General features: G+C 68.3%; 14 protein-coding genes. 9 read left to right on the top strand and 5 right to left on the bottom strand.

Annotated elements, in window-relative coordinates; genetic code table 11:
• Window positions 1-40: 40 nt before the first annotated feature.
• On the top strand, window positions 41-415 hold the full coding sequence (locus tag AC1RB9_RS12920) for a cupin domain-containing protein (RefSeq protein ID WP_003089825.1): 375 nt from the start codon (window positions 41-43) through the stop codon (window positions 413-415).
• 58 nt (window positions 416-473) lie between these two features.
• Here AC1RB9_RS12920 and mexS read toward each other — a convergent pair whose 3' ends face one another.
• On the bottom strand, window positions 474-1,493 hold the full coding sequence (gene mexS / locus AC1RB9_RS12915; RefSeq protein ID WP_003103552.1) for an oxidoreductase MexS: 1,020 nt from the start codon (window positions 1,491-1,493) through the stop codon (window positions 474-476).
• A 220-nt stretch (window positions 1,494-1,713) separates the two neighbouring features.
• On the opposite strand from mexS, the gene mexT reads away from it, so the two are divergent.
• The 4 genes from mexT (at window position 1,714) to oprN (ending at window position 8,728) form a co-directional block, all read left to right on the top strand.
• Window positions 1,714-2,628 (top strand): multidrug efflux system transcriptional regulator MexT, encoded by a 915-nt coding sequence (mexT, locus tag AC1RB9_RS12910; protein WP_003089829.1) that lies wholly within the window; start codon window positions 1,714-1,716, stop codon window positions 2,626-2,628.
• A gap of 230 nt (window positions 2,629-2,858) precedes the next feature.
• The gene (gene mexE, locus AC1RB9_RS12905; RefSeq protein ID WP_003103549.1) at window positions 2,859-4,103 is read left to right on the top strand and encodes a multidrug efflux RND transporter periplasmic adaptor subunit MexE; all 1,245 of its coding nucleotides are present in this window, start codon (window positions 2,859-2,861) and stop codon (window positions 4,101-4,103) included.
• Between the two features lie 21 nt (window positions 4,104-4,124).
• Complete coding sequence (gene mexF, locus AC1RB9_RS12900) at window positions 4,125-7,313, top strand: multidrug efflux RND transporter permease subunit MexF (protein ID WP_003089834.1); 3,189 nt, start codon at window positions 4,125-4,127, stop codon at window positions 7,311-7,313.
• Window positions 7,310-8,728 carry a multidrug efflux RND transporter outer membrane subunit OprN gene (oprN, locus tag AC1RB9_RS12895; RefSeq protein WP_003113303.1) on the top strand — a complete coding sequence of 473 codons (1,419 nt, stop codon included), beginning with the start codon at window positions 7,310-7,312 and terminating at the stop codon, window positions 8,726-8,728. Before mexF ends, oprN begins: the two co-directional genes overlap by 4 nt.
• Window positions 8,729-8,882: 154 nt before the next feature.
• Here the strand turns inward: oprN and AC1RB9_RS12890 are convergent, their stop codons facing one another.
• Window positions 8,883-9,398: a DinB family protein gene (locus AC1RB9_RS12890; protein ID WP_003451388.1), complete on the bottom strand. Its 516-nt coding sequence runs from the start codon at window positions 9,396-9,398 to the stop codon at window positions 8,883-8,885.
• A 58-nt stretch (window positions 9,399-9,456) separates the two neighbouring features.
• On the bottom strand, window positions 9,457-10,335 hold the full coding sequence (locus AC1RB9_RS12885; protein WP_003122653.1) for a LysR substrate-binding domain-containing protein: 879 nt from the start codon (window positions 10,333-10,335) through the stop codon (window positions 9,457-9,459).
• A 127-nt stretch (window positions 10,336-10,462) separates the two neighbouring features.
• On the opposite strand from AC1RB9_RS12885, the gene AC1RB9_RS12880 reads away from it, so the two are divergent.
• From AC1RB9_RS12880 to AC1RB9_RS12870, 3 genes are read left to right on the top strand one after another with little or no spacing between them, the layout of a single operon-like run.
• Window positions 10,463-11,095: an ankyrin repeat domain-containing protein gene (locus tag AC1RB9_RS12880; protein WP_003109549.1), complete on the top strand. Its 633-nt coding sequence runs from the start codon at window positions 10,463-10,465 to the stop codon at window positions 11,093-11,095.
• 17 nt (window positions 11,096-11,112) lie between these two features.
• Entirely contained in the window at window positions 11,113-11,568 is a 456-nt protein-coding gene (locus AC1RB9_RS12875; RefSeq protein ID WP_003122651.1) for a nucleoside deaminase, read from the top strand.
• Window positions 11,565-12,791: a CynX/NimT family MFS transporter gene (locus tag AC1RB9_RS12870; protein WP_003451393.1), complete on the top strand. Its 1,227-nt coding sequence runs from the start codon at window positions 11,565-11,567 to the stop codon at window positions 12,789-12,791. The genes AC1RB9_RS12875 and AC1RB9_RS12870 overlap by 4 nt, the downstream gene beginning before the upstream one ends.
• Before the next feature lie 43 nt (window positions 12,792-12,834).
• On the opposite strand, the gene AC1RB9_RS12865 is transcribed toward AC1RB9_RS12870, so the two are convergent.
• Both AC1RB9_RS12865 and AC1RB9_RS12860 read right to left on the bottom strand, forming a co-directional pair.
• Window positions 12,835-13,002 carry a hypothetical protein gene (locus tag AC1RB9_RS12865; protein ID WP_003089849.1) on the bottom strand — a complete coding sequence of 56 codons (168 nt, stop codon included), beginning with the start codon at window positions 13,000-13,002 and terminating at the stop codon, window positions 12,835-12,837.
• A gap of 103 nt (window positions 13,003-13,105) precedes the next feature.
• On the bottom strand, window positions 13,106-14,446 hold the full coding sequence (locus AC1RB9_RS12860; RefSeq protein WP_003160390.1) for a leucine-rich repeat-containing protein kinase family protein: 1,341 nt from the start codon (window positions 14,444-14,446) through the stop codon (window positions 13,106-13,108).
• Between the two features lie 117 nt (window positions 14,447-14,563).
• Here AC1RB9_RS12860 and AC1RB9_RS12855 point away from each other — a divergent pair, with 117 nt between their 5' ends.
• Window positions 14,564-15,817, top strand: coding sequence for an SMI1/KNR4 family protein (locus AC1RB9_RS12855; RefSeq protein ID WP_003116870.1), 1,254 nt, complete (start codon window positions 14,564-14,566; stop codon window positions 15,815-15,817).
• Window positions 15,818-15,820: the final 3 nt, after the last annotated feature.

The raw sequence follows: 15,820 nt of genomic DNA, 5'->3' as shown, positions 1-15,820 counted from the left end.
GCCTACCCTGGCGCCAGAGACCAACCACCGGAGCGCACCGATGTCCACCAGCACAACCCAAGCGATCAACTTCGCCGCCAAGCTCGCCCTGTTCGACGACCGCTGGCAACCCAGGGTGATCGCCCAGATGAACGACTACCAGTTCAAGCTGGTGAAGATCGAAGGCGACTTCGTCTGGCACAGCCACGCCGACACCGACGAGACCTTCATCGTCCTCGCCGGTCGCCTGCGCATCGATTTCCGCGACGGCGCGGTGCACCTGGGCCCCGGCGAGATGTATGTGGTGCCGCGCGGCGTGGAGCACAAGCCGTTCGCCGAGGGCGAGGTGCGCATGCTCCTGGTGGAGCCCTGCGGCGTGCGCAACACCGGCGACCAGGGCGGCGAGCGGACGGCGGTCAACGATCTGTGGATCTGAAACCGCGCCCATGAAAAAGCCCGGCTCGATGGCCGGGCTCTTTCGCTGCGGGTCGTCCTCAATCGGCGACGTGGATCACCACCCGGCCGCGCTTCGGACAGGTTTCCATGTAGCGGTGCGCCTCGACCACCTGGTCGAACTCGAATACCCGGTCGACCACCGGTTTGAGCAGGCGATCGCGGGTCAGTTGCTCGATGTGCGCGAGGGCCTTGCTCACCGACTCGTCGTTGCGTTCCAGGCCCATCTCCGGATGACCGGTGAAATCCATCAGGCAGTGGCGGTAGAACTGCAGGTGCTTCTTGAACGCGGCGCAGGCCGGGAACGCCGACTCGTTGCCGCCGTTGCAGCCATACAGCACCAGCTTGCCGCGGGTGGCGGAGACATCGCCGAGCAGGGTCATCTGCGGACCGCCCAATTCGTCGAGGATGACATTGACGCCCTTGCCCTCGGTGAAGCGCTCGACTTCCAGGACCAGGTCCTGCTCGTCGGTCACCACCACCTTGTCGGCGCCCTGCTCGCGGAGGAACTCGCGCTCCTCGGCGGACTTGGTGGAAGCGATCACCCGCGCGCCGAGAGCCTTGGCCAACTGGATCGAGACCGGCCCGTACATGCGCGCCGCCTCGGTGATCAGCACGGTCTGCCCGGCCTTCAACCCGGCCAGGTCGACCAGGCCGAAATAGGCCACCAGCAGGCCGGTGTAGTAGACGCTGGCCTCCACCGGGGTGAGTACCTCGGGGTAGACCGCCAGGGCCGCGCGCGGCATCAGCACCACGTCGCCATAGGCCGGATAATGATCGGGGGTATGGGCGGGGAAACTGGCCACGCGGGAACCCAGCGGCAGGTCGCCGACGCCGGCGCCGACCGCCAGCACCTCGCCGGCCAGTTCGAAGCCGAGACCGGACGGCAGCGCAGCCTGCTCCGGGGCCAGGTTCTGACGCCAGAGCACATCCTTCCAGCTCACGCCGATCGCCTGGACACGCACCAGGACTTCCCCTGCGGCTGGCGCCGGGGTCGGCAGCTCTTCGCATTTGAGGACCTCTGGCGGGCCAAACTGATGAAAACGGATCACTCGGGACATCGCAAACCTCTGCAGTGCATCACGGGGTGAATAACCTCATGGGTTGTGACTGTATCCGCCCATGCCTGACAAAACCACCCGTCGTTATTGATAATGGCTATGCCTGTCAGTGATCCTATGCCCCTCCGGCACCTCGCCAGGCCCCGCCCCGTCTCGCACGCAAGGCTTGACGGCGAGCCCCCGCGGTTGCAGCCTCTAGCCCCTGGAAACGAGGAACGCCATGAACCGAAACGACCTGCGCCGCGTCGATCTGAACCTGCTGATCGTGTTCGAGACCCTGATGCACGAACGCAGCGTGACCCGCGCCGCAGAGAAACTGTTCCTCGGCCAGCCGGCCATCAGCGCCGCGCTGTCGCGCCTGCGCACGCTGTTCGACGACCCGCTGTTCGTCCGTACCGGACGCAGCATGGAGCCCACCGCGCGAGCCCAGGAAATCTTCGCCCACCTGTCGCCGGCGCTGGATTCCATCTCCACCGCCATGAGTCGCGCCAGCGAGTTCGATCCGGCGACCAGCACCGCGGTGTTCCGCATCGGCCTTTCCGACGACGTCGAGTTCGGCCTGTTGCCGCCCCTGCTCCGCCGCCTGCGCGCGGAGGCGCCGGGGATCGTCCTCGTCGTGCGCCGCGCCAACTATCTATTGATGCCGAACCTGCTGGCCTCGGGGGAGATCTCGGTGGGCGTCAGCTACACCGACGAACTGCCGGCCAACGCCAAGCGCAAGACCGTGCGCCGCAGCAAGCCGAAGATCCTCCGCGCCGACTCCGCGCCCGGCCAGCTGACCCTCGACGACTATTGCGCGCGACCGCACGCGCTGGTGTCCTTCGCCGGCGACCTCAGCGGCTTCGTCGACGAGGAGCTGGAAAAATTCGGCCGCAAGCGCAAGGTGGTCCTGGCGGTGCCGCAGTTCAACGGCCTCGGCACCCTCCTGGCCGGCACCGACATCATCGCCACCGTGCCCGACTACGCCGCCCAGGCGCTGATCGCCGCCGGCGGCCTACGCGCCGAGGACCCACCGTTCGAGACCCGCGCCTTCGAACTGTCGATGGCTTGGCGCGGCGCCCAGGACAACGATCCGGCCGAACGCTGGCTGCGCTCGCGGATCAGCATGTTCATCGGCGATCCGGACAGTCTCTGAGCCCTCCGGCAGCTACCCGCACGAGGCGTCGCAACGGGAAAATCGATCGCGCGCCGCGGGTGTGCGGCTTATTCCATCGAAAGCACTGTCCATAACCATCGACTGTTACAGAAAACGAAAAACCATGTATCACTGTTCGTGATAATCAAAATCTCGTCGTTCGATTAGTTCCCTGCCGGAGCAGCCCGCAGACTTCGCCAATCCCGAAAAACCGACTGGCGGAGTCAAGCATGGAACAGTCATCCCACTTCTCCTGGCGCTACCCCCTCGCACTCGCGGCCGTACTGGTCCTGAGCGCCTGCGGCAAGGCCCCGGAAACCACCCAAGGCATGGCGGCGCCCAAGGTCAGCGTCGCCGAAGTCATCGAACAACCGCTGAACGAGTGGGACGAATTCACCGGCCGCCTGGAGGCCCCGGAGTCGGTGGAGCTGCGCCCGCGGGTGTCGGGCTACATCGACCGCGTGGCCTTCCATGAAGGCGCACTGGTGAAGAAAGGCGACCTGCTGTTCCAGATCGACCCGCGCCCGTTCGAGGCCGAGGTCAAGCGCCTCGAAGCCCAGCTGCAACAGGCCCGCGCGGCCCAGGCGCGGAGCGTCAACGAAGCCCAGCGCGGCGAACGCCTGCGCGCCAGCAACGCGATCTCCGCGGAACTCGCCGACGCCCGCACCACCGCCGCCCAGGAAGCCAAGGCGGCGGTCGCCGCGACCCAGGCGCAACTGGACGCGGCGCGCCTGAACCTGAGCTTCACCCGGATCACCGCGCCGATCGACGGTCGCGTCAGCCGCGCCGAGGTCACCGCCGGCAACCTGGTCAACTCCGGGGAGACCCTGCTCACCACCCTGGTCAGCACCGACAAGGTCTACGCCTACTTCGACGCCGACGAGCGCGTGTTCCTCAAGTACGTCGAGCTGGCCCGCCAGGCCGGTCGCGACACGCGCAGCGAGAGCCCGGTGTACCTCGGCCTGAGCAGCGAGGACGGCAACCCGCACCTGGGCCGGCTGGACTTCCTCGACAACCAGGTCAACCCGCGTACCGGCACCATCCGCGGCCGCGCCGTGTTCGACAACGCCAAGGGCGAGTTCACCCCGGGCCTCTACGTGCGCCTGAAGCTGGTCGGCAGCAAGACCTACGCCGCCACCCTGATCAAGGACGAAGCGGTCGGCACCGACCTGGGCAAGAAGTTCGTGCTGGTCCTGGATGGCGACAACAAGACCGTCTACCGCACCGTCGAGATGGGACCGAAGCTGGAGGGCCTGCGCATCGTCCGCAGCGGCCTGAGCAAGGGCGACCGGATCGTCGTGAATGGCCTGCAGCGGGTCCGCCCGGGCATGCAGGTGGATCCGCAGAAGGTCGAGATGGCCAGCGCCGACACCCTGGCCACCCTCGCGCGCCTGCGGCAGTCGGTCGGCGACAGCGAACCACCGAAGGTGGCGGCGTCCAAGGACAACGCCACTCGCAACGAGCCGCGCGGCTGAGCGCGGCGATAGGAAGAACCGATGAATTTCTCCCAATTCTTCATCCAGCGGCCGATCTTCGCCGCGGTGCTGTCGCTGCTGATCCTGATCGGCGGCGCCATCTCCCTGTTCCAGCTACCCATCAGCGAATACCCGGAAGTGGTGCCGCCGACCGTCGTGGTCCGCGCCAACTTCCCCGGCGCCAACCCGAAAGTCATCGGCGAGACCGTCGCCTCTCCCCTTGAACAGGCGATCACCGGGGTGGAGAACATGCTCTACATGTCCTCCCAGTCGACCTCCGACGGCAAGCTGACCCTGACCATCACCTTCGCCCTCGGCACCGACCTGGACAACGCCCAGGTGCAGGTGCAGAACCGCGTCACCCGGACCGAGCCGAAGCTCCCGGAAGAAGTGACCCGGCTCGGCATCACCGTCGACAAGGCCTCGCCCGACCTGACCATGGTCGTGCACCTGACCTCGCCGGATAACCGCTACGACATGCTCTACCTGTCGAACTACGCGGTGCTCAACGTGAAGGACGAACTGGCCCGCCTCGACGGCGTCGGCGACGTCCAGTTGTTCGGCCTCGGTGACTATTCGCTGCGCGTCTGGCTGGATCCGAACAAGGTCGCCTCGCGCAACCTCACCGCCACCGACGTGGTCAACGCCATCCGCGAGCAGAACCGCCAGGTCGCCGCCGGCACCCTGGGCGCGCCGCCGGCGCCGAGCGACACCAGCTTCCAGTTGTCGATCAACACCCAGGGTCGCCTGGTCACCGAGGAAGAGTTCGAGAACATCATCATCCGCGCCGGCGCCAACGGCGAGATCACCCGTCTGCGCGACATCGCCCGGGTCGAGCTGGGCTCCAACCAGTACGCCCTGCGTTCGCTGCTGAACAACAAGCCGGCGGTGGCGATCCCGATCTTCCAGCGTCCCGGCTCGAACGCCATCGAGATCTCCAACCTGGTGCGGGAGAAGATGGCCGAGCTGAAGCACAGCTTCCCGCAGGGCATGGACTACTCCATCGTCTACGACCCGACCATCTTCGTCCGCGGCTCCATCGAGGCGGTGGTGCACACCCTGTTCGAAGCCCTGGTGCTGGTGGTGCTGGTGGTGATCCTGTTCCTGCAGACCTGGCGCGCCTCGATCATCCCGCTGGCCGCGGTGCCGGTGTCGCTGATCGGCACCTTCGCGGTGATGCACATGCTCGGCTTCTCGCTCAACGCGCTGTCGCTGTTCGGCCTGGTGCTGGCCATCGGCATCGTGGTGGACGACGCCATCGTGGTGGTGGAGAACGTCGAGCGCAACATCGGCCTCGGCCTCAAGCCGGTGGAAGCCACCAAGCGTGCCATGCGCGAGGTGACCGGGCCGATCATCGCCACGGCGCTGGTGCTCTGCGCGGTGTTCATCCCGACCGCGTTCATCTCCGGCCTCACCGGGCAGTTCTACCGCCAGTTCGCCCTGACCATCGCGATCTCCACGGTGATCTCGGCGTTCAACTCGCTGACCCTGTCGCCAGCGCTGGCGGCGGTCCTGCTCAAGGGCCACCACGAGCCGAAGGACCGCTTCTCGGTGTTCCTCGACAAGCTCCTCGGCAGTTGGCTGTTCCGTCCGTTCAACCGTTTCTTCGACCGCGCCAGCCATGGCTACGTCGGCACGGTGAACCGGGTCCTGCGCGGCAGTTCGATCGCCCTGCTGGTCTACGGCGGACTGATGGTGCTGACCTACTTCGGCTTCTCCAGCACGCCGACCGGTTTCGTCCCGCAGCAGGACAAGCAGTACCTGGTGGCCTTCGCCCAGTTGCCCGACGCGGCCAGCCTGGACCGTACCGAGGCGGTGATCAAGCAGATGTCCGAGATCGCCCTGGCGCAGCCCGGCGTGGCGGACTCGGTGGCCTTCCCCGGCCTGTCGATCAACGGCTTCACCAACAGCCCGAACAGCGGCATCGTGTTCACCCCGTTGAAGCCGTTCGACGAGCGCAAGGACCCGAGCCAGTCGGCCGGGGCCATCGCCGCCGCGCTGAACGCCAAGTACGCCGACATCCAGGACGCCTACATCGCGATCTTCCCGCCGCCGCCGGTACAGGGGCTGGGGACCATCGGCGGCTTCCGCCTGCAGATCGAGGACCGTGGCAACCAGGGCTACGAGGAGCTGTTCAAGCAGACCCAGAACATCATCACCAAGGCCCGTGCGCTGCCTGAGCTGGAACCCAGCTCGGTGTTCTCCAGCTACCAGGTCAACGTGCCGCAGATCGACGCCGACATCGACCGCGAGAAGGCCAAGACCCACGGCGTGGCGATCAGCGACATCTTCGACACCCTGCAGGTCTACCTCGGCTCGCTGTACGCGAACGACTTCAACCGCTTCGGCCGTACCTATCAGGTCAACGTCCAGGCCGAGCAGCAGTTCCGCCTCGAACCCGAGCAGATCGGCCAGTTGAAGGTGCGCAACAACCTCGGCGAGATGGTCCCGCTGGCGTCCTTCATCAAGGTCAGCGACACCTCCGGTCCGGACCGTGTGATGCACTACAACGGCTTCATCACCGCCGAACTCAACGGCGCCCCGGCCGCGGGCTACAGCTCCGGCCAGGCGCAGGCGGCGATCGAGAAGCTGCTGAAGGAGGAACTGCCCAACGGCATGACCTACGAGTGGACCGAGCTGACCTACCAGCAGATCCTCGCCGGCAATACCGCGCTGTTCGTCTTCCCGCTCTGCGTGCTGCTGGCCTTCCTCGTGCTGGCCGCCCAGTACGAGAGCTGGAGCCTGCCGCTGGCGGTGATCCTGATCGTGCCGATGACCCTGCTGTCGGCGATCACCGGGGTGATCCTGGCCGGCAGCGACAACAACATCTTTACCCAGATCGGCCTGATCGTTCTGGTGGGGCTGGCGTGCAAGAACGCGATCCTGATCGTCGAGTTCGCCAAGGACAAGCAGGAGGAAGGCATGGACCGCGTCGCCGCGGTGCTGGAAGCCTGCCGCCTGCGCCTGCGGCCGATCCTGATGACGTCCATCGCCTTCATCATGGGCGTGGTGCCGCTGGTGATCTCCACCGGCGCCGGCGCCGAGATGCGCCATGCGATGGGCGTGGCGGTGTTCTCCGGGATGATCGGGGTGACCTTCTTCGGCCTGCTGCTGACGCCGGTGTTCTACGTCCTCATCCGCCGCTTCGTGGAGAACCGCGAAGCGCGCCGCGCCGCCAACGACAAAGGCCTGCCAGAGGTGCATGCATGATTCACGCGCAGTCGATCCGGAGCGGGCTCGCGTCCGCCCTGGGTCTGTTCAGTCTGCTGGCGCTCAGCGCCTGCACGGTGGGTCCGGACTACCGGACCCCCGACACCGCGGCGGCGAAGATCGACGCCACGGCGAGCAAGCCCTACGACCGCAGCCGCTTCGAAAGCCTGTGGTGGAAACAGTTCGACGATCCGACCCTGAACCAGTTGGTCGAACAGTCGCTGAGCGGCAACCGCGACCTGCGCGTGGCCTTCGCCCGCCTGCGCGCCGCCCGCGCCCTGCGCGACGACGTGGCCAACGATCGCTTCCCGGTGGTCACCAGCCGCGCCAGCGCCGACATCGGCAAGGGCCAGCAACCGGGAGTGACCGAGGACCGGGTCAACAGCGAGCGCTACGACCTTGGCCTGGATAGCGCCTGGGAGCTTGACCTGTTCGGGCGCATCCGCCGTCAGCTGGAGTCCAGCGACGCCCTCAGCGAAGCGGCCGAGGCCGACCTGCAGCAACTGCAGGTCAGCCTGATCGCCGAGCTGGTGGACGCCTACGGCCAACTGCGCGGCGCGCAACTGCGCGAGAAGATTGCCCTGAGCAACCTGGAGAACCAGAAGGAGTCGCGCCAGCTCACCGAGCAACTGCGCGACGCCGGGGTCGGTGCCGAACTCGACGTACTGCGCGCCGATGCGCGCCTGGCGGCCACCGCCGCCAGCGTGCCGCAACTGCAGGCGGAAGCCGAGCGCGCCAGGCACCGTATCGCCACCCTCCTCGGCCAACGGCCGGAAGAGTTGACAGTGGACCTTTCGCCGCGCGACCTGCCGGCGATCACCAAGGCCCTGCCGATCGGCGATCCCGGCGAACTGCTGCGCCGCCGGCCGGACATCCGCGCCGCCGAACGGCGCCTGGCCGCCAGCACCGCCGACGTCGGCGTGGCCACCGCCGACCTGTTCCCGCGGGTCAGCCTCAGCGGCTTCCTCGGCTTCACCGCCGGGCGGGGCTCGCAGATCGGCTCAAGCGCCGCCCGCGCCTGGAGCGTCGGCCCGAGCATCAGTTGGGCCGCCTTCGACCTCGGCAGCGTGCGTGCCCGCCTGCGCGGCGCCAAGGCCGACGCCGACGCCGCGCTGGCCAGCTACGAACAGCAGGTGTTGCTGGCCCTGGAAGAATCGGCGAATGCCTTCAGCGACTATGGCAAGCGCCAGGAGCGCCTGGTCTCGCTGGTCCGCCAGTCGGAAGCCAGCCGCGCCGCCGCGCAACAGGCGGCGATCCGCTACCGCGAAGGCACCACCGATTTCCTGGTGCTGCTGGACGCCGAACGCGAGCAACTCTCCGCCGAAGATGCCCAGGCCCAGGCCGAGGTCGAGCTGTACCGCGGCATCGTGGCGATCTACCGCTCCCTCGGCGGTGGCTGGCAACCCAGCGCCTGAACCGGCTATCCCCCGGCCGATGGAAATCGGCCACTCCAGCCCCGCGATTGCAGCTCCTGGTCGCGGGGCTTTTTTATGCGCAGCGCGGGGGCTCGGTCGAGCCCCACGTCGTTTCTCGGCGATGGCGTAGAGGCTCGGCGGCCATTGCCGCGGGCTATTCCCGCCGCTCCGGCTGCGCGGAGTGGATATACAGGGTGTAGGTATCCGCCGGCCGGGGCGCGCCCGCCAGGTCGAGGGCATGACCGATGGCGCCGCGATGGTAGGTGCCATGGTTGACGATATGGAAGAGGATCTCCTGGCGCGTCATGCCGCCGTCGCGGCCATCGGCGAAGCGGAAGCGCAGCCATTCGCCGCGACGCTCCAGCGGCAGCTCGGCGACATAGCCGGCGAACCAGGCGGCCGAATCCTCCAGCCGGCGACGCAGGACGTCGTAGCCAGGCACCACCTCGCTGTTGGTCTGTTGGTGGGGCGCCGGCTCGCCCAGCAGGCGCGCCCTGAACAGTTCCTCGACGATCGCCATGTGATTGAGCTGTTGCAAGGCGAAGGCCAGCGAGGCCGGGAACGCATCGGCGTCGATCCGGGCGATGGCATCGAGGGTGCGGCGGTCGGACCAGGCCTTGTAGTTGAAGGACTCGACCAGCAGGTCGACTTGCAGGGTGGGTCGGGACATGTGGCGGGCTTCCGTGTCCATTCGCTGAGGGAGCCGGATCATAGCCCGGAGACAGCGCTCAGCGCTCGCCCTGCAACCCTTCCAGGCGTGCATCGCAGAGGTCGCGCAGGCGGTCGCGGAGGGTGCGCCCGGCGCTGTCCAGCTCGGGCCGCGCGTAGAGCGCCAGCTCCAGGCCAGCGATGGGCGGGAAGCCGGCCTGCGCGCCAAGCAGGCGATGCTCGGGCCCGACGCAGCCCAGCGGCAGCAGGCTGACCCCCAGTCCGGCGCCGACCGCGGCCACCAGGCTGGCCAGGCTGGCGCTGGAATAGCCGATGCGCCAGCGACGCCCGATGCTCTCCAGGGCATGGATCATCTCCTGGCGATACAGCGCGCCGACCGGGAACACCACCAGCGGCACCGGCTCCTCCGGCGAACCCTCGCCGAACGGCCGCGTGGCGCTGCCGAACCAGCCCAGCGGCTCGGCCCAGCGTGCATGGCAGTCGCTGTCGGCCCCCCACTGCTTGACCAGCAGCAGGTCCAGCTCGCCGCTGCGATAGAGGCGCAGCAGGTGATGGCTGAGACCGCTCTCGACCTCCAGGCGCAGTCGCGGACGCTCTTCGGTGAAGCGCGTCAGCACCGGCATCAGCACTTCGCCGGCGAGGTCTTCCGGCACGCCGAGGCGCAGCACGCCGTCGCCATGGGCCGGGCTGAGGGCCTCGCTGGCCTCGTCCGAGAGCCGCAGCAGGCGCCGCGCGTAGCCAAGCAGACGCTCGCCTTCCTCGGTCGGCAAAACCTGCCGCTGGCTGCGGTCGAGCAGGCGGCAACCGAGGTTCTGTTCGAGGCGGATGACCTGCTGGCTGACGGTGGACTGGGTCAGGTGCAGGTGTTCGCCGGCGCGGGTGAAGTTGCCGGTGTCGACAACGCTGACGAAGGTACGGAGCAGGACCAGATCGAGCATGCACACTCCCACTGAAAGGCATTACATCATTTAATTTCAGCATACATGACATCGACGCCATACTTTTCGCCAACGCCTATCGGAGCCCATCGACATGTCCCTGGCCAATCTATGCAGGAGCGGAGCCATGCTGGTCTGCGCAGCATTCAGCGGAGGCGCCGGCGCGAGCGACGCCGGAGCATTGCTCGAAGCCGCGCGTCGCGGCGATACCGCGCAGGTCGCCAGCCTGCTCGAACGCAAGGTCGAGGTCGACGCGCCCAGCGCCGACGGTAGCACCCCGCTGCTGCTGGCCACCGCCAACGACCACCTGGCGGTGGCGCGCCAGTTGATCGAGGCCGGCGCCGACGTCAACCGGCAGAACAGCCGGCTCGACAGCCCGTATCTGCTGGCCGGCGCCGAGGGCCGCCTGGAAATCCTGCGCCTGACCCTGCTCCACGGCGCCGACCTGAAGAGTACCAACCGCTATGGCGGCACCGCGCTGATCCCGGCCTGCGAACGCGGCCATGTGGAAGTGGTGAAGACGCTGCTGCAAGCCGGGGTCGATCCCAACCATGTCAACAAGCTCGGCTGGACCGGGCTGCTCGAGGCGATCCTGCTGAGTGACGGTGGTCCGCGCCACCAGGAGATCGTGCGCCTGCTGATCGACGCCGGCGCCGACGTCAACCTGGCCGATGCCGACGGCGTCAGCCCGCTGGCCCACGCCCGCCAGCGCGGCCAGGGCGGGATCGAGCGGCTGCTGCTGGCCGCCGGCGCCCAATGAAAGCGAAGGAGAAAGACATGTCCGATGAAATCTTCATGCGCGAGGCCATCGCCCTCGCCCGCGCCAACGTCGAGGCCGGCGGCCGCCCGTTCGGCGCCGTGCTGGTGCGCGACGGGCGGGTCCTGGCCCGCGGCGTCAACCAGATCCACGAGACCCACGATCCCAGCGCCCACGCCGAACTGCAGGCGATCCGCCAGGCCAGTCAGGCGCTCGGCAGCCCGCGTCTGGACGGTTGTGTGATCTACGCCAGCGGCCATCCCTGCCCGATGTGTCTGGCCGCCATGCATCTCTGCGGCATCCAGGCGGCCTGGTTCGCCTATTCCAACGAGGACGGCGAACCGTTCGGCCTGTCCACGGCCACGCTCTACGCCGAGATGGCGCGCCCGCCACAGCGGCAAAGCCTGCCGCTACGCGCCCTGCGTCCTGCCGGCGAAGAGGGTCTGTACCGGCAATGGCGGCAACGCCAGGCATGAGCGCGCGAATCCCTTCCGGCGGCCAGGCCGCCACCGGCGTCGGCGCGGCGGAGGTCAGTTGGGTCGGCCTGCTGGTGATCTTCTGCCTCGGCATCAACCTGCGACCGATCCTCACCGGCATCGGCCCGCTGCTCGAGGAAATCACCGCCGGCACCGGTCTCGGCTTCCAGGGCGCGTCGCTGCTGACGGTGTTGCCGGTGCTCTGCATGGGCCTGGTGGCGCTGTTGCTGCCCTGGCTCGGGCGCTGGCTGGCCGAGCACCGCGGCATCGTCTGCGGACTGCTGGCCATCGCCGCAGCCTGCCTCTGGCGCCTGGAACTGGATAGCGGGCTGGCGCTGATCGCCAGCGCCGCGCTGGCCGGCAGCGGCGTGGCGATCATCCAGGCGCTGCTACCGGGCGTGGTCAAGCGCTGGTTCCCGAGGCGGGTCCCGGCGGCGATGGGCCTCTACTCGGCCTCGCTGATGGCCGGCGGCGGAACCGCGGCGGTGCTCAGCCCGCGGATCGCCGAACACTTCTCCAACTGGCAGGCCGGCCTCGGCGCCTGGGCCGTACCGGCCCTGCTGGCGCTGCTGCTGTGGATGTTCGCGCGGCCAAGGGAGGTGCTGCCGAGCGCTGGCGAGGGGCCGGTCCGGCACTTCTTCGGCAATCGCCGTGGCTGGCTGCTGGCGGTGTATTTCGGGCTGATCAACGGCGGCTACACCAGCATGGTGGCCTGGTTGCCGGTGTACTACCGCCAGCTCGGCTGGAGCGCCCAGGACAGCGGCGGGCTGGTCGGGATCATGACCATCTTCCAGGTGCTCGCCGCGCTCAGCGTGCCGCTGCTGATTCGCCGCCGCCTCGACCGCCGGCCCTGGCTGCTGGCCGCGCTGCTGGTCCAGCTCGGCGGCTTCTGCGGCCTGCTGCTGATGCCGCTGCAGCACGCGGCGCTGTGGGTGGCGTTGATCGGCTACGGCCTGGGCGCCTGCTTCGCCCTCAGCCTGACCCTGACCCTCGACCACCTCCACGAGCCGCGTGCGGCGGGAAGCCTGGCGGCCTTCGTGCAAGGCATCGGCTTCATCATCACCGGCATCGTGCCCTACCTGACCGGCTGGCTGCGCGACGTCACCGGCAGCTTCCAGGCCTCCTGGCTGCTGCTCGCGGCGAGCGTGGTGGCGATGTTGCTGGTGACCCTGCGCTTCGCCCCGTCCGGCTATGCCCGGGCCATGGGCGAGACGCGCGACTGAGCGGCGGACCTCCGCGCCCGCCATTGCAGGCGCGGGTGGCGCTTCAGTAATGGGTGGCGATATAGATGCGGTAGCTGATGATGGCCAGCATGCAGATCACCCCGACCCACATGAGGAACAGGCCGAACGGCGTGTCGCGCTTGGTGAAACCCGTGCCGATGAAGAGCATGCCCAGCACGATGATTGCGAAAGTGACGCCGTAGGAATCCATGTTTACCCTCGTTGGCCGCGTTCCTGACATACTTGTCAGTCTAGCTCCAAGCCCGCTAGAACTACGTTGATATTTATCAGCCTGCGGTCAATTTCGGACAAATTCATCGAACTTGAGGAAACGCCTGGCTGCGAGCGGCAAGGTCGCGCAAGATCGCCTGGATCTCGCCGAAGTCCGGCCGCTCGCTCACCCGTGGCAGCGCGCAACGTCGCTGCAACTCGACCAGCGCCGCACGTAGCGAGGCCTGCCCCGGCGGCGCCTCGCTGCGCTCGAGCAACTCTTCCAGCAGGCAGGCGAAGGCACGTACTTCCAGGCGCCGCAGGGCGCCGGCGAGCACGGCGTCGTCCGGGAGAAAGGACGCGGCGCCGAAATCGCCCAGCAGGCAGGCGCCATCCTCGCGCCAGAGGATGTTATGCGCATAGAAGTCGCCATGGCTGATGCCGCGTCCATGCAGATGGGCCATCAACGCGGCGAGCGAGGCCGCCAGGCGCAGCGCCGTGGCCAGCTCGAAGCGCAGTCCCGGCGGATAGACGTCGCGGGTACAGGACTCCAGGCTCGGCGGCCCCGCCAGGTTGCGATAGGCGTCGTCGAGCAGCTCCAGCACCAGCCCGTCGCGCCCTTGCGGATGCCCGGCGAGCTGGCCGAGCACCTCGATCAATTGCGCATGGCGCCCCGCCGCCAGGCAGGCGGCCATCTCGCTGGCGGGGGTGCCATCGCTGGTCACTTCGCCCTTGAACAGCTTCAGCGCCACCGTGCGCGTCGAGCCGTCCGGCTGGTGCCAGCCGGCGCGATGGATGACCCCGGAGGCTCCTTCGCCGATCAAACCGTCCAGGCTCAGCTCGCTCCAGTCCAGCGCAGCGATGCCGCTGTCGGCCAGCGCCGGCAGACGGCACAACGGGTTGCCGGCGTAGGCCAGCCAGGCCAGGCGCGGCAGCGTCGCCAGCCAGGCCGGCAGGCGCTGGAAACGGTTGGCGGCGATCCGCAGCAGTTCCAGGCCTTCGCAAGCGGCCATGCTCTCGGGCAAGGCCTCCAGGCGGTTGCCGGCCAGCATCAGCTTCTGCAACGGCCGGCGGCCCAGTTCCTCGGGCAGCGTGGCAATCCGGTTGTCGGTGAGGATCAGCCAGCGCAGCGCTGGCGGCAGGGCCGCGGCCGGCACCCGCTCGATGCGGTTGGACTTGAAGCCGACCATGCTCAGCGCCGGACAGTCCCCCACCGCCGCCGGCAATTCGTCGAAGTCGTTGGCGGAACAGAACAGCACCTTGAGACGATGCAGCCGGCCGAGGTCGTCCGGCAGGCTGTCCAGGGCGTTGCCGCTGAGGTTGAGCACCTCCAGGGAGTCGGCCAGCTCGAAGATTTCCCGGGGGAACTCGCGCAGGCCGCAGGACAGGTCCAGGCGCGTGGCGCCGGCCAGTTCGCCGCTGCGCAGTTGCTGCAAGGTGTGCATGGTTCGACGGACTCCGGCCAGGGCGGATGGAAAGCCGCGCATGATAGCCAAGGCGTTGCGGAACGCGCACCCTCGCCGTGCTAGAGTGGCCGCCCCGAATCGACAGGACCACAGAGAATGGAACTCTCCCCCGCCGAACGCCAACTCCTGCTGGCCCATCGCCTGGCCGTGTTCGACGGCTGCGTGGTGTACGACGCCCAACCGCCGGTGTCCGCCGAACACGTCCAGCGTCTTGCCGAAGGCCTGGCCGGACCGATTCCAGAAGACCTGCTGCGCCTCTGGCGCACCTGTTTCGGCGGGCGCCTCGGCTATGACCTGGAAGTCGACTACGACGGCCACCGCCACCCGTTCTCTTTCAGCGAACTGTTCTATCCGGACAGCGACGGCTACCACGACCTCTGGGGCTGGATCGAACACGAGCGCGAGCTGGCGGCGGAAGCCGCGGCAGAAGAAGGCCGCGACTGGAACGGCAAGCTGGCCTACCTGCCGTTCGGTGGCTTCGAGTACCTGGAGCGGCTCTACGTCTGCGTCGAACCCGGCCCCGAGCATGGCGCGGTAATCGCCTGGAGCCACGGCCTGCCGCCGGCCTGGGCCGGACGCCTGCACCAGGATTCGGTGACGCGCCTGGCCGACGACGTCGGCGGGCTGTTCCGCCTGCTGTCCTTCGAACAGGATCCGTTCGATGCCGAGAACGCCTGCGGCGTGGCCGACGAGCTACTGGAAGCGCTGGACGCCCTGGAGGCCGCTGGGGAGCCCGGCAAGGCGCTGAAGGGCCGCCTGGAAGTCCTGCTGCGCCAGCGCATCCTCGACTGGCGGCCGGCCCTCGCCGACGGCAGCCTGGCCGCCGAGCCAAGGCTGCGTCAACTGGCCCTGGCCGAAGCTGCGCAAGACGGCGACATCGACCTGCTGCAACGCCTGCGCGATGCCGGCTGCGACTTCGCCGAAACCTTGCGCGGACGCGGCGGCGTGCTGGAGGCCTGCCTCGCCCGCGGGCGCCTGGAGGCCGCCAGATGGCTGCTCGACCAGGGCGTCGCGGTGCACCAGGACAGCCTGCAGATTGGCGCCGCGCACCTCGATGCGGTCCTGGCCGAACGCCTGTTGCGGCTCGGCGCGATCTCCGACCCGAATACGGTGCTCCTCGCCCTGCAATACGGCGACGCCGACGCCGCGCGGATCATGGCGCGACCGCTGCTGGAGGAGTCGCCGGCGAGGGCCAGCGCCCTGCGTCTGGCCCTCGCCAGCCGCGCCGAGCGCGAGCGCAGCGACGCCAGGCGGGTCAGGTCGGGAAAGATGGGCAGCAACCGCAGTCCCGACGACTACCTGGCCCTGGCCGAGCGCCTGGAGCGCTTCCTCGCCGAGCTGCCAGGCTGAGGC

The sequence above is a fragment of the Pseudomonas sp. 20-5 genome, assembly GCF_056782835.1.
This window is presented reverse-complemented; position numbering and strand designations above follow the sequence as displayed.